Source organism: Arcobacter sp. ISO1 (assembly GCF_058105185.1).
Window position 1 is genome coordinate 499267 of sequence record NZ_CM176573.1, and the last position, 13092, is coordinate 512358.

Consider the following 13092-nt stretch of genomic DNA (forward strand, 5'->3'; position numbering starts at 1 on the left):
TAGAGTTTTATTTAGATTCAAGGCAAAGATCAATTTTAACGATTGAACATACATTTTAGTATGTGATTGAGTTAAAATTAATCTTTAACGAAGAAGATGAGTGAAAATCTAGATGTATTCTACGCCTTTTTCACCATCAGCTAGCTCGCCAATAACATAACCGTCAGTGTTAGATAATACTGCATCTACTTTATCAGGGTTTACAACTAAAATCATTCCAACACCCATATTAAAAGTTCTATACATCTCTTCTAATTCAACATGCTCACCCATAAATTCAAAAATTGAAAGCACTTTTACTGAATCTCTTTTTATAACTGCTTTTAAATTGTCAGGTAAAACTCTTGGTAAGTTTTCAGTAATACCACCACCTGTAATATGTGCTAAGGCATTAATATTTTCTTTGTTTGCTTTAAACTCTTTTACATAAATTCTAGTTGGTTCTAATAAAACATCTTTAAGTGGTTTTCCTTGGAAATCATCATCTAAACTCATCCCTAATTTTTCTAAAAGTAATTTTCTAACTAAAGAAAAACCATTTGAATGTATACCTGAAGATGGAAGTGCAATTAATACATCACCTGCATTAACTTTTTCAATTCTATTTAACTCATCTTTTTCAGCTATTCCAACACAAAAACCAGCTAAATCAAAATCACCTTCTTTGTACATCCCGGGCATTTCAGCAGTTTCACCACCAACTAATGCACACTCAGATTGAATACATCCTTCAGCGATCCCTTTTACAACATCCGTTGCTTCATTTACTTCAAGTTTTGCAGTTGCATAATAGTCTAGGAAAAATAGTGGCTCACCAAAATTACATAATAAATCGTTTGTACACATAGCAACTAAATCGATACCAACAGTATCATATTTTTTTGAATCAATTGCTAATTTTAATTTTGTACCAACCCCGTCAGTTCCTGAAAGTAATACTGGGTTTTTGTATCCCGTTGGTAACTCAAAAGCACCTGCAAAAGAACCAATTCCACCTAAAACTCCTGGAATTAAAGTTGATTTTACGTGTGGTTTAATATTCTCTACAAACTGATTACCAGCATCAATATCTACACCAGCGTCTTTATAACTAACTGTTGACATTTTTTTCCTTATTGTTATTTAAAATTTTTGTGGTATTGTATCGAAAAATGACAAAGATATAGATGAATTATCTTCTTAAACCTTAAATAAATCATTATTATAGTAAAATCTTCAATATGAATAATGATTTTTTTAAACATGCAATAGCCTTAACAGGTGGAATTGCAACAGGTAAAAGTACTGTATGTGACCTTTTCAAACTTCACGGTTTTTCAATAATTGATGCAGATAAAGTTGCACATAGATTGCTTGATGAAAATAGTGGAAAAATTGCCACTATTTTTGGTGAAGAGTATGTTGAAAATGGAAAAGTTATAAGAAAGAAATTAGGTAAAATAATATTTTCAAATGAGGAAAATAAACTTAAACTTGAAGCATTACTTCATCCTTTAATCAAAGATGAGATTTACAATGAAGCAAGGGTGTTTGAAAAACAAGGGAAACCTTACTTTATTGATATTCCTTTATTTTTTGAAAAAATGCATTATCCAATTCCAAAGTCATTAGTAGTTTATATACCAAAACAGTTACAAATAAAAAGGCTTATGGATAGAGACAATATAAATGAAGAAGAAGCGAAATTAAAAATTTCAAATCAAATGGATATTGAAGAAAAAAAACAATTAGCAGATATAATTATTGATAACTCATCAAATCTTGAAAATCTTGAAAAAGAAGTTAAAAGAGTTATCGGGGAGATTTTATGACATATACAAAATATAGTGCCAGTGGAAACGACTTTGTTATCTTTCACTCTTTTATTGAAAAAGATTTCACACAAGATGCAATAAAACTTTGCAATAGAACTGAAGGTATTGGAGCAGATGGTCTTGTTGCCCTTTTACCATGTAATGATGCAGATTTTAAATGGATGTTTTATAATAGCGATGGAAGTGATGCTGCTATGTGCGGAAATGCTACAAGAGCTGTTGCTCACTACGCATATAATAATAACCTAGCACCTTCTCATATGAAGTTCTTAACAGAAGCTGGAATTATAGAATCAAAAGTAGATGGAGATATAGTTGAAACACAAATGACTGAACCAAAAGTTATAAAAGAAGAGTTTGAAGAAAATGGTTTGACTTGGTACTTAATTGATACAGGAGTTCCCCATTTAGTTACATTAACTGATAACTTAGATAATTATGACCATGATTTATGTTCAAAAATGAGATACGCACACAATGCAAATGTAAATTTTGCAAAAATAGAAGATAGCCAAAATGGTAAAGTAATCAAAGTTAGAACCTACGAAAGAGGTGTTGAAGGTGAGACTTTAGCTTGTGGAACTGGAATGGTTGCATGTTTTATAAGAGCAAATAATCTTCATCTTGTTGAGGACAAAACCTTTGTATACCCAAAAAGTGGTGAAGAGTTAACTATTTCTAAAACAAACGGCAAATTATATTTTAAAGGTGCCGTTAAAAAAGTATTCACGGCTACTATTTAATGAAGATATTTTTAAAAATAGTTTTTGGTTTTAGTTTGCTTTTGGTTTCATTAAAAGCTACTGGTTTTCCACCTAATTATTATAAACTTCCATTAGCTGAAAAGAAAAAATATTTCTTTGAGTATTTTGTTGGTCAAATAGAATTAGAAAATAGAAAGATTTTAAAAGAAAGAGAATTTATCAAATCTTTGTTAGGTAAAAAAAATCTTTTAGAAGACTCTTTTGAGTATAAAAAACTTAAAGAGCTACAAATAAAATATAAAGTTTCAGATATCTATGATTATTCTGAGTTTTTAAGAAGAATTGATATAGTTCCTCCATCACTAGCTTTAGCACAAGCTGCTACAGAAAGTGGATGGGGAACAAGTAGATTTTTCAAAAAAGCCAATAATATTTTTGGACACTGGACCTATAACCCAAAAATTGGAATGGTACCCCTTCAAAGACAAACAGGGAAAAAACATTTTATTAGAATTTTTGCCACCTTACAAAACTCTATTGCTGCATATATGAAAAACCTAAATAGAACAGGGGCTTATTATGAGTTTAGAGCAAAAAGAAGCACAATGAGATTAAAAAAAGAGTTTATTGATGGTATGAAACTAGCAAAAACCATGACAAAATACTCGGGAATTGGTCATGACTATGTTAAAATTCTACAATCAATTATTAGAAAAAACCATCTAGCACATTATGACAAAGAGTTTTTTATCATGATAAGAAACGACAAAATGTTAAATTTACACTAAAGGAAAACAATGAAATTTACTGCACCTATTAAATCTGATTCCATAAAAATCATGCTTCTTGGAAGTGGAGAACTTGGAAAAGAGGTTGTGATTGAGGCACAAAGATTAGGTATTGAGACAATTGCTGTTGATAGTTATAATAATGCACCTGCTCAATTAGTTGCAAATAAAGCATATACTATAAATATGAAAAATAAAAATGAAGTATTAGATGTAATTAGAAGAGAAAAACCTACATATATTTTACCTGAGGTTGAAGCTATTAATATCCAAGCTTTATTTGATGCAGAAAATGAAGGGTTTCATGTAATTCCAAATGCTGATGCAGTTAATAAAACAATGAATAGAAAAAACATCAGACAATTTGCAGCAGAAGAACTAAAAGTAAAAACTGGTCCATATGAATTTGTAAGTACTTTTAAAGAGCTTCAAAAAGCAGCTTCAAATATGGGATTTCCTTGTGTAATTAAACCTGTAATGAGTTCATCTGGACATGGTCAAAGTGTAGCAAAAAGTGAAGCTGACTTAGAATCTTCTTGGGAGATTGCTAAAGAAGCTAGGGGTGATGCAAGTGAATTAATAGTTGAAGCCTTTATCAAATTTGATTATGAAATTACAATGCTTACTGTACGAAATGAAAAACAAACAGTATTTTGTGAACCAATTGGACATATTCAACAAGATGGTGACTACATCTTCTCATGGCAACCAATGGATATGAGTGAAAAAGCAAAAGAAAATGCACAAAAAATTGCAAAAACAGTAACTGATGGTTTAGGTGGACGAGGTATTTTCGGTGTTGAGATGTTTGTTCAAGGGGATGAAGTGTTCTTTAGTGAGGTAAGTCCTAGACCTCATGATACAGGGATGGTTACTATGATTACTCAATCTCAAAGTGAATTTGCCCTTCATGTAAGAGCGGTATTAGGATTGCCTTTAGATTATATTGATTATGGATGTGGAGCAAGTGCTGCTTATAAAGCAAAAGATGATACTTTTAACCCAATTGTAGAGATAGAAGATAGTGCTTTTACAAAAAATAGTTTTGTAAGAGTATTTGGAAAACCACAATCTCATGTTGGAAGAAGAATGGCAGTTGCTTTAACTTTTGATAAAGATTCAAGCCAAAAAGCCCTTGAGACATCAAAAGAGATTATCTCTAAATTTTCAGATTGCTAGGTTTATATAAGATTATGAAGAAAAATATATTTTTTATTCTTATTTCAATATTTTTTCTTACTGGATGTTTTTCACTAAACTCAATCAATCCTTTTTCTGATTCTAAAAAAAAGATAGAAAAAGAGGAGATTGAGATACCTTCAAATGCTCCTGCATGGCTAATTGAGAATAAAATAAAAAACAATATCACAGCAATTGGTTTTGTAAAAGAGATCAAAGAGGAAAATCTAGATTTTTATAAACAAAAGGCACTTATTGTTGCAAGTAATAATCTACTAAAAAGAATATATTCTAAAACGGGTAAATTATATAAAGCCTATACTGAAAAACTAGACAATCCTAAAGTGTTTGATAAAGATATAAAAAAGTTTGCTGAACATATTTCACTAAAATCTCTAACTTATTCAAAGATAGTTAATACTTGGATTAGTGAAGATAAAGAGTTATATCTTCAACTTGCTGTTGATTCTAATAATGTTGCAACACAAATCCAAGACACAAGTAAGTTACTTTTTGATGTGGATAGAATGTTATACCAATATTTTTTATCAAATAGAGCAAATAAAGAGATTATAAAGTATTTGGAAAAATCAGATTAGATTTTAAAGAGGAAGATACTTCCTCTTTGATTAATTTATACTAAACTTTAAAAGAATCTCTTTAGGGATAAATTTAGTTGCTTGATTTGAAGTAGCCTTAGCATCAATTTTAGGTGCACACCCAGCTTCATGAGCTTCTTTCCATCTTAAAGCACATAAACACCATTTATCACCTTCTTTTAATCCTTGAAAACCATAAATTGGCATAGGTGTTGATAAATCGTTTCCCCTAGATTTTGAAAATTCTAAAAACTCATCAGTCATAACAGCACAAACACTATGGCTTCCATTATCATCAAATGATACTCTACATGTACCATCCCTAAAAAAACCCGTCATAGGAGATGTTGAACAAACTGCTAGTGGTTCATCGTATAAATTTGTTTGCATTATTTTCCTTTTTCTATCTATTATATAACAGTAAATAAAAAATCTACTCTTATTTTCTTAGTAAATTCAATTGTTAACTTTTGATTAACAGTTTATTACTTAATGATTAATTCTCATCTATTATAATTTTCTTATGGGTTGAGAGGGAACCGCGAACTCCTATCTCAAAAAAGTTTAATGTGCGAATTAAAAAACTCTCCAAAATTTTAAGGTTCCTTTAGGAACCTTTTTTTATGCCAAAAAATCTCTTCAAAGTATAAATTTTTACTTAAGTTTTGAGCATATGTTCAAAACATCACTTTAATGTCATTTTTAACTAATACAATTTCATATAGAAATAAACAAGGAGTTTAAAATGAAAAGAGTTGAATCAGTAAAAATAGTTGAAATTTCAAATGAATTAGAACATCAATTAACGGATCATTTTAATGATATAAGTGTACAAGAATGGGCTTCTTTACCAGTTGAACTTAAATTTCCTGCACCAAAGCATATTTATCAAATGAAAGTTGAAAAACATTTAACATGGATAGACTTGGAACAATATTACAGATAAAAGGCTATTGTTAACCTTTTATTAATTAAGTATTACTTAATGATTAATTCTCATACTTTATAATTTAAGTATTGGTTGAGAGGGAACTGCGAACTCCTATCTTAAATATAAAAAAGCGAATTAATAACATTTCTCCGAAAAATCAGGGAAGGCTCCAAAAGGAGCCTTTTTTTATGCCTTAATTTTGGTTCTTCTTTTATTATATATAAACTCTAAAAGTGTAGAAATAGTTCTTGTGTATGGTGCATCAAAACCTTGTTTTTCACAGTTTCTAATAACAACTCCACAAATCTCATCAAGTTCTAAATCTCTATTATTTTGAGTATCAACCCACATAGATGGTTTTACTGACTGGAAATTTGTCATAAGTTCAAACATCTTTTTTGCATCATCTTGTGTAAGATTTACACCAACAGCATTTGAAGCCTTTGCAGCTTCACTCATAAGTCCATAAATTAATTTTGATGTTTTTTCATCTCTTATTAGTGGTCCTGATTCTTCTTGAACTAAAGCACAGATAGCATTAACACCATTGTTTATGATAAGTTTATTCCAAAGTTCTAGTCTAATATCCTCACAAATAAAAGTTGTTGTTCCAGTTTTATCAAGAATCAATTTTAACTCATCAAGGAATTTTTTGTTTTTATTAGTGTGATTTAATGCCCCAATCAAAGTTTGAACCTCACCCTCACAATGAACATGACCTAAAGAGATTGTATGGGATACAATAAGTCTAGTTAATCCACCTATTACATACTCTTTTTTATAATATTTTTCCATTATATCTTCATTTTCAACACCATTTTGTAAAGATATATAATAAGGAATATTTAAACTACCTTCTGTCCAAGTGCCAAGTTTTTTTGAGATTTGTTCTGTACTCATTGCCTTTGTGGCTATAAAAACTGCATCAAAATCTTCTGGGTTAAAATTTTTTGTTAATTCATCAATTGAGTAAGTATCAATCTTTTTTTCAAGAATTTCATTTTGATAAGTAACTTTCATCTTATTATTTTTTAAAAAATCAAGGGTTTCATTTCTAGCTACAAAGCTCAGATTACAACCTACTTTTTCTAAAATCATCCCATAAAAAGCGCCTATTCCCCCTGCTCCAATTACTACAATATTCATAAATTTTATCCTAGGTTTTTATTTTATTTTTTTGTAAAATTCATCATAATCAAAATCTTTTGGAGGAAAATCACAATCAGCATTTCCCCCTTTATTTTCAGTAAAGACAACAGTACAAACTCTTCCTGCTGCATCAATCCAAGTATAAGTTCTAAAATCCCATCCAGCTGCGTCAACTTCATTCATTACTGATTTGATTGTTCCACCGTTTTTAAACTTCCCTTCAAGCCATGAAAAACTAACTGCATTTGCTGAAATAGTAAAAATAGCTAAGGTAAATAGTAAAATTAATTTTTTCATTTTATCTCCTGATTTATATAGAAGTTAAAAAGATACTATGTTTATAATTAAAAAATCTAGTGGTAAGAAAAGAGTTAAAGATGGTTTTATACAAAAACCATCTTTATTCCAACACATAATAAAAATATAGAAAAAGCTAGTTTTAGCTGTTTTACATTTAATTTATATGCTAACTTTACCCCATAAGGAGCAAAAAACATAGTCATAGGAACAAGTACAGCAAAAGCTAACCAGTTTACGTAACCTGTAGAAGCTAAAGGAAGATTTTCGACATTCCACCCAACAATTATATAGCCAATTGTTGCAGGGATACTAATAATAAGCCCAAATAATGAAGCTGTACTAACAGCCCTATGAATTGGAAATGAAAATAGCGAAAGAAGTGGAACCATAAGTGTCCCTCCCCCAATTCCAAGTAATGAGGCAAAGCCACCAAGAAGCACTGCAAAAATTGATTGACCAAATTTACCAGGTAAAGATGATGCAATAACTAAACTTTTGAAACTACTAATAATCATATGTAAAGATACTACTAAAAGTAAAATACCAAACATAAATTTTAAATTTGTCCCATCAATAAACTTTGAAGAGAAAGCTCCAATTAATACCCCAAGTATCACAAAAGGTATCCACCTTTTTGCTAAATCCCAATCGATTCCACCTTTTTTATGGTGTGACCGTGCGGAGATAATTGATGTTACAACTATTGTAGAAAGTGATGTTCCAATAGCTAGTGGCATTGCAATAGATATATCAATGTTCATATATATAAAAATATGATATAGCATTGGAACTATTACAATTCCACCACCAACTCCAAGTAGTCCTGCAAGCAACCCAGCTAGTACACCACTTGCAAGTAAAATAGGGATTAAAATCAATAATTCATTCATAAATATATATCCTTAAAAGCTTGAAGCTTTTCCATCACTTCTTGGGTCAAATGCCCCTTCTATTGTTTTAGAAGGATAAAAAACCAATGCTCCTGCATGTCCAACTGCTGAATCTAAATCTTTTAAAATCTCTACATCATGACCTTTTTGTTTTAACTCTTCAATTAATTTTTCATCAAATCTTGATTCAAGTTTTAAACTTTGAGATGAATTTCCCCAAGTTCTACCTAATAACCATCTAGGGTTATTTATACATGTTTGCAAATCTTCATTATAATAGGCATATCTAGAAAAAACAGCAGCTTGTGTTTGAGGTTGACCATCTCCACCCATAGTTCCATAGGCCATAACTCTTCCATCATCAAATAATGCAATTGCAGGATTTAAAGTATGGAATGGTTTTTTATGTGGCGCCAAAGATTGAATATGAGTTGAATCTAAGGCAAAGCTACAACCTCTATTTTGCCAAACAATTCCAGTATTTGGAAGAGTTAACCCACTTCCAAACTCGTGATAAATACTTTGAATAGCACTTACAATTCTACCTTCACTATCTGAAACACCAAACCAAGTTGTATCGCCTGGGGCTGCATTTTCTCCCCAAGGAAGTACTTTTTCTAAATCAAGTTCTAAACTTAATTTGTCTAAATACTCTGGTTCTAACCATTTTTGTAAATCCTCTGGGCTTGCACTTGTATCCATTTTATCTCTATGCTTAAAAGCTATTTTTGTAGCTTCTACTAAAAGATGCACATGGTTTGTAGAATCTTTTTGTGGAAGTTTTTCACACCATCTATCAAAAAGCCCTAAAATCATAAGTGAAGCAATCCCTTGTGTTGGAGCAGAAGCATTAAAAAGTTTTCCTTTGCTCATATTCATTTCAAGGGGCTTATTCCAAGATGCATTATGCTCACTTAAATCCTTACTTGTTAATAAGGCGTCTCTTTTTTTAAAGTCACTTGATATCTCTTTTGCTAAACTTCCTCTATAAAAATCATCAAAACCATTTGTTCCAAGTTTTTCTAAAGTGTTTCCAAGTTTTTCTTGAACAAGTTTTTCACCCTCTTTTGGTGTATTTCCATTTGGATAATAAACCTTTGCAAAATATTCATCAACACTTAATTCTTCTTTTTTCTCTTCTAAAGTTTCACTTAAAGATTTTGTTACAACTATTCCATTTTTGGCAGAACTTACTGATTCTTCTACAAGCTTTGATTCAGGAATTGTTCCATCCCATTCTTTTTTACTTTTTTCATATGCTAAATCCCAAGCAGAAACTGCTCCTGCAGCTGTATTTGCAGCTAATTTTCCTCTAAAAGGAATTGTTTTTAAACCTTCATAATAACTCATATTCACATCAAAACCAGAGTATCCAGAAGCTTCAATAAAACTAACACCCTCTTTTGGGTCATAAACTAACCAAAAGGCATCTCCACCAATCCCTGTCATATGTGGGTAATGAATTGCCAAAGAAGAGGCAACGGCAATTGTTGCTTCAAGTGCATTTCCACCTTGCTTTAAAATCTCTAATCCAGCATCTGAAGCTGCAAAATGGGGTGAAATAACCATTCCATTTTTTGAAGTTTGAGTTTTTGGTAAATTTATATTCATATTACATCCATCCTATTGCTTTTGGTAGCCAAAGGGCTATTTCTGGGAAAATCATCACAAGTGCAATCACTATAATTTGAATTGCAATAAATGGAAGAACTCCCTTATATATTTCCATTGTTTTAATCTCTTTTGGTGCTACACCTTTTAGGAAAAAGAGTGACCAGCCAAAGGGTGGTGTTAAAAATGATGATTGCAGATTTAATGCAATTAAAATCCCTAACCAAATCATATTTACATCCAAAGCATGAAATATAGGTAATACTAATGGCAATACAATATATGATATTTCAATCCATTCTAAGAAAAATCCTAAAATAAACAAAACAAACATCATAAATAAAATTGCACCCCACATTCCCCCTGGTATCGCATCAAAAAGATCTTCAACTAAATAATCCCCATCTAATCCTCTAAAACTTAATCCGAAAACTTGAGAGGCGATAAGGACAAACATAATCATACCAGTCACTTTCATAGTTTCATATAAAGTTTCTTTCAAAATTTCTAAACTTAGTCTTTTACTTAAAAGTACAATTATCAAAGCACCAATAGCTCCCATAGAAGCAGCTTCAGTTGGAGCTGCAAGTCCTCCAATAATAGAACCAAGTACTGCAAAAATAAGTAGAAAAGGAGGTGCAACTGATTTAAAAAATTCTATCCATAATTCTTTTTTTGTGTAAGTATTTCTTTCCTCTTCATCAATTGGGGGTACATGGTGTGGAGCAAATTTACTTAAAGCTATAATATACAAAATATAACAACTAGCTAGTAAAAGTCCTGGCATAAGTGCTGCTGCGAACAATGGTCCAATAGCTTCACCACTAATATCTGCAAGTAAAATCAATACTAAACTTGGTGGTAAAATTTGTCCCAATGTTCCAGAAGCACAAATTGTCCCGCAAGAAACACTATGAGAATACTTTCTTTTTAAAAGTGTGGGTAAGGCAATCATTGTAAGAGTTACAACTGTTGCTCCAACAATACCTGTTGATGCACCCATAAGAATACCTACAACAATAATAGCAATAGCCATTCCTCCAGGTTTTTTACCAGATAAAAGTCCTAACACATCTAACATTTTTTCAGCTAAACGGGATTTTTCTAAAAGTATCCCCATAAAAACAAAAAGAGGAACTGCTAAAAGTGTATAATTTGTAAGTACCCCAAAGATCCGTGAAGGGAGAAGATTAAACAAATTTAAATCTACACCAATAACTCCAAATAAAAGTCCAGCACCTGCAATAGCAAAGGCAACAGGAACTCCTAATATAATAAGGGTAAATAAAGATACAACCATCATAATTGCTAAAATTTGTGGATCCATAAATTATCTCTCCCCTATAAATCGTGAAATTGCTTTAAATAAAACAGCTAAAGCTTGAATAAAAATCAAAGTAAATCCAATTGGGATTAATGATTTAACTAAATATCTATATGGTAGTCCACCAGGATCAGGAGATACTTCACCATTATGATATGACTGCATTACATAGTCACTTGATAAATAAATTATATAAAGTGAAAAAGGAATTATTATAAAAAGAGGAATTAAAATATCCATCATTTGTTTTATTTTTTCGCTGTAATGATGATAAAAAAGGTCAACTCGAACATGTTCTTTTTGTTGGAAAGTAAAAGCTGAACCAAACATTGCGATTGCAGCTAATATATGCCATTGAAGTTCTTGTTCAGCAATTGAACTTATATGAAAAAAATATCTAAAAAGTACATCTCCTGCAACCATCAAAACTAAAATAAATATTAACCATGAACTTATTTTACCGATGCGTTCAACGAACGCATCGAGTTTATCTGAAATTACAATCAGGTTTTTCATGATGATAACTTAGTCATCACAACTTCTTCACTTTTATTTTGCCAATCATCATGCATTGCTTTAAAAGCAAAATAACTGTCGTGAACTTTTTTTACTAAAGGATCTTTAGCTGTTAATTTATCATATGTTTCAAATGTAACTTCTCTTAGCTTTTCTATTACTTCATCAGGTAAAGTTCTAGCTATTACCCCTTCGTTTTCAACTAAATCTTTTAATGCTTCTGAGTTGTTTGCTTCAGACCAAGATAATCCCATAAGATTACACTCTGCGGCAACTGCTTTTACAATAACTTGTAAATCTTTTGGTAAAGACTCCCATGCATCTTTGTTGATTAAACACTCACTTGTATTACTTGGTTCGCCCCATCCTGTTGTATAGTAGTTTTTAGCAGCTTTATGTAATCCCATTCTTCTATCTTGGAAAGGCCCTACAAATTCTGCTGCATCAATAACTCCTCTTTCTAAAGCTGGGAAAATCTCTCCACCAGGAAGAAGTTTAACTCCAACTCCAAGCTGTTCTAAAACTTTTCCTGCAAGACCAGGAACTCTCATTCTAAGACCTTTTAAATCTTCAACAGAATTTATCTCTTTTTTAAACCAACCAGTCATTTGAACACCAGTATTCCCTGCTGCTAAACCAATTACATTAAATGGCTTATATACTTCATCCCAAAGTTCTTGACCTCCACCAAATTGTAACCAAGCATTTGTACCTTGAAAATTCATCCCAAATGGAACTGCTGTAAAGTATTGAGCTGCAAAAGTTTTACCTGCCCAAAAATATGAATTACCCCAGTTCATTTGAATAGTTCCTTTAGAGACTGCATCAAAACCTTCCATTGCAGGGATTAGTTCACCTGCTGGATAATGTTTAATTCTTAATCTACCACCAGATAATTCTTCAACTCTATCACAAAAGTAACTTGCACTTCCAGGACCAGTTGAATAAAATGGTGCCCCTGCTCCATAACAGTTTGTCATCTTCCATCTAAATTTTTTTTCTGATACTGCCGCATTTGCTAACGTTGGAGCTGCTATTGCTGCACCTATTCCTGCTAAACCTGTTTTCTTTATAAAATCTCTTCTGTTCTTAGTCATTTTCTTTCCTTAGTCCTTCATAATTAAGATTCAAGATGAATCCACCTATGACTTTTCTCTTTTTAAATAAGCTTTATAAATATTATTTTTTTAGTTCATTTTTATTTTTGAACAACTATTTAAACTTATTTTCTTTCTAAATAGAGTATAAAACATAAAAGAGGCACTTTTATTTTTTAGAAAAATGTTT

15 protein-coding genes are annotated in these 13092 nt (G+C 31.2%); 6 read left to right on the plus strand and 9 right to left on the minus strand.

The features are described 5' to 3' along the window. Positions 1–108 precede the first annotated feature (108 nt). On the minus strand, positions 109–1104 hold the full coding sequence (gene purM, locus AC2TY9_RS02470; protein ID WP_489779290.1) for a phosphoribosylformylglycinamidine cyclo-ligase: 996 nt from the start codon (positions 1102–1104) through the stop codon (positions 109–111). 116 nt (positions 1105–1220) lie between these two features. Between purM and coaE the strand changes: the two genes are divergently transcribed. Genes coaE through AC2TY9_RS02495 form a run of 5 tightly spaced genes read left to right on the plus strand, consistent with a single transcriptional unit; the run spans position 1221 to position 5084 of the window. Beyond that, the gene (coaE, locus tag AC2TY9_RS02475) at positions 1221–1811 is read left to right on the plus strand and encodes a dephospho-CoA kinase (protein ID WP_489779291.1); all 591 of its coding nucleotides are present in this window, start codon (positions 1221–1223) and stop codon (positions 1809–1811) included. Beyond that, the gene (dapF, locus tag AC2TY9_RS02480; protein ID WP_489779293.1) at positions 1808–2557 is read left to right on the plus strand and encodes a diaminopimelate epimerase; all 750 of its coding nucleotides are present in this window, start codon (positions 1808–1810) and stop codon (positions 2555–2557) included. Before coaE ends, dapF begins: the two co-directional genes overlap by 4 nt. Next, on the plus strand, positions 2557–3306 hold the full coding sequence (locus tag AC2TY9_RS02485) for a glucosaminidase domain-containing protein (RefSeq protein ID WP_489779295.1): 750 nt from the start codon (positions 2557–2559) through the stop codon (positions 3304–3306). Before dapF ends, AC2TY9_RS02485 begins: the two co-directional genes overlap by 1 nt. Positions 3307–3315: 9 nt before the next feature. Then, positions 3316–4485 (plus strand): formate-dependent phosphoribosylglycinamide formyltransferase, encoded by a 1170-nt coding sequence (gene purT, locus AC2TY9_RS02490; RefSeq protein WP_489779296.1) that lies wholly within the window; start codon positions 3316–3318, stop codon positions 4483–4485. Between the two features lie 14 nt (positions 4486–4499). Further along, the gene (locus tag AC2TY9_RS02495; RefSeq protein WP_489779297.1) at positions 4500–5084 is read left to right on the plus strand and encodes a hypothetical protein; all 585 of its coding nucleotides are present in this window, start codon (positions 4500–4502) and stop codon (positions 5082–5084) included. Positions 5085–5114: 30 nt separating this feature from the next. On the opposite strand, the gene AC2TY9_RS02500 is transcribed toward AC2TY9_RS02495, so the two are convergent. Continuing rightward, positions 5115–5474, minus strand: coding sequence for a DUF2237 family protein (locus AC2TY9_RS02500; RefSeq protein WP_489779298.1), 360 nt, complete (start codon positions 5472–5474; stop codon positions 5115–5117). A gap of 355 nt (positions 5475–5829) precedes the next feature. On the opposite strand from AC2TY9_RS02500, the gene AC2TY9_RS02505 reads away from it, so the two are divergent. Next, positions 5830–6030 (plus strand): hypothetical protein, encoded by a 201-nt coding sequence (locus AC2TY9_RS02505; protein WP_489779300.1) that lies wholly within the window; start codon positions 5830–5832, stop codon positions 6028–6030. Positions 6031–6201: 171 nt separating this feature from the next. Here the strand turns inward: AC2TY9_RS02505 and AC2TY9_RS02510 are convergent, their stop codons facing one another. The 7 genes from AC2TY9_RS02510 to AC2TY9_RS02540 all read right to left on the minus strand — a co-directional run bounded on the left by AC2TY9_RS02510 (position 6202) and on the right by AC2TY9_RS02540 (position 12902). Beyond that, positions 6202–7161 carry a ketopantoate reductase family protein gene (locus AC2TY9_RS02510; RefSeq protein ID WP_489779301.1) on the minus strand — a complete coding sequence of 320 codons (960 nt, stop codon included), beginning with the start codon at positions 7159–7161 and terminating at the stop codon, positions 6202–6204. Positions 7162–7179: 18 nt separating this feature from the next. Next, on the minus strand, positions 7180–7461 hold the full coding sequence (locus tag AC2TY9_RS02515) for a hypothetical protein (protein WP_489779302.1): 282 nt from the start codon (positions 7459–7461) through the stop codon (positions 7180–7182). An 86-nt stretch (positions 7462–7547) separates the two neighbouring features. Continuing rightward, positions 7548–8354, minus strand: coding sequence for a sulfite exporter TauE/SafE family protein (locus AC2TY9_RS02520; protein WP_489779304.1), 807 nt, complete (start codon positions 8352–8354; stop codon positions 7548–7550). A gap of 12 nt (positions 8355–8366) precedes the next feature. Then, a complete protein-coding gene (locus AC2TY9_RS02525) occupies positions 8367–9965 on the minus strand; it encodes a gamma-glutamyltransferase family protein (RefSeq protein ID WP_489779305.1) in 1599 nt (532 codons plus the stop codon). 1 nt (position 9966) lies between these two features. Then, a complete protein-coding gene (locus AC2TY9_RS02530; protein ID WP_489779306.1) occupies positions 9967–11292 on the minus strand; it encodes a TRAP transporter large permease in 1326 nt (441 codons plus the stop codon). Positions 11293–11295: 3 nt separating this feature from the next. Then, a complete protein-coding gene (locus tag AC2TY9_RS02535; protein WP_489779308.1) occupies positions 11296–11805 on the minus strand; it encodes a TRAP transporter small permease subunit in 510 nt (169 codons plus the stop codon). Further along, entirely contained in the window at positions 11802–12902 is a 1101-nt protein-coding gene (locus AC2TY9_RS02540; protein WP_489779309.1) for a TRAP transporter substrate-binding protein, read from the minus strand. The genes AC2TY9_RS02535 and AC2TY9_RS02540 overlap by 4 nt, the downstream gene beginning before the upstream one ends. Between the last annotated feature and the right edge of the window lie 190 nt (positions 12903–13092).

Excerpts from the sequence above, each read along its gene's own strand:
- AC2TY9_RS02515 (WP_489779302.1), bottom strand. The coding sequence starts at position 7,461 with ATGAAAAAATTAATTTTACTATTTACCTTAGCTATTTTTACTATTTCA.
- purM (WP_489779290.1), bottom strand. The coding sequence starts at position 1,104 with ATGTCAACAGTTAGTTATAAAGACGCTGGTGTAGATATTGATGCTGGT.
- AC2TY9_RS02540 (WP_489779309.1), bottom strand. The coding sequence starts at position 12,902 with ATGACTAAGAACAGAAGAGATTTTATAAAGAAAACAGGTTTAGCAGGA.
- AC2TY9_RS02495 (WP_489779297.1), top strand. The coding sequence starts at position 4,500 with ATGAAGAAAAATATATTTTTTATTCTTATTTCAATATTTTTTCTTACT.
- AC2TY9_RS02510 (WP_489779301.1), bottom strand. The coding sequence starts at position 7,161 with ATGAATATTGTAGTAATTGGAGCAGGGGGAATAGGCGCTTTTTATGGG.
- AC2TY9_RS02505 (WP_489779300.1), top strand. The coding sequence starts at position 5,830 with ATGAAAAGAGTTGAATCAGTAAAAATAGTTGAAATTTCAAATGAATTA.
- AC2TY9_RS02530 (WP_489779306.1), bottom strand. The coding sequence starts at position 11,292 with ATGGATCCACAAATTTTAGCAATTATGATGGTTGTATCTTTATTTACC.
- coaE (WP_489779291.1), top strand. The coding sequence starts at position 1,221 with ATGAATAATGATTTTTTTAAACATGCAATAGCCTTAACAGGTGGAATT.
- purT (WP_489779296.1), top strand. The coding sequence starts at position 3,316 with ATGAAATTTACTGCACCTATTAAATCTGATTCCATAAAAATCATGCTT.
- dapF (WP_489779293.1), top strand. The coding sequence starts at position 1,808 with ATGACATATACAAAATATAGTGCCAGTGGAAACGACTTTGTTATCTTT.
- AC2TY9_RS02525 (WP_489779305.1), bottom strand. The coding sequence starts at position 9,965 with ATGAATATAAATTTACCAAAAACTCAAACTTCAAAAAATGGAATGGTT.
- AC2TY9_RS02485 (WP_489779295.1), top strand. The coding sequence starts at position 2,557 with ATGAAGATATTTTTAAAAATAGTTTTTGGTTTTAGTTTGCTTTTGGTT.
- AC2TY9_RS02500 (WP_489779298.1), bottom strand. The coding sequence starts at position 5,474 with ATGCAAACAAATTTATACGATGAACCACTAGCAGTTTGTTCAACATCT.
- AC2TY9_RS02520 (WP_489779304.1), bottom strand. The coding sequence starts at position 8,354 with ATGAATGAATTATTGATTTTAATCCCTATTTTACTTGCAAGTGGTGTA.
- AC2TY9_RS02535 (WP_489779308.1), bottom strand. The coding sequence starts at position 11,805 with ATGAAAAACCTGATTGTAATTTCAGATAAACTCGATGCGTTCGTTGAA.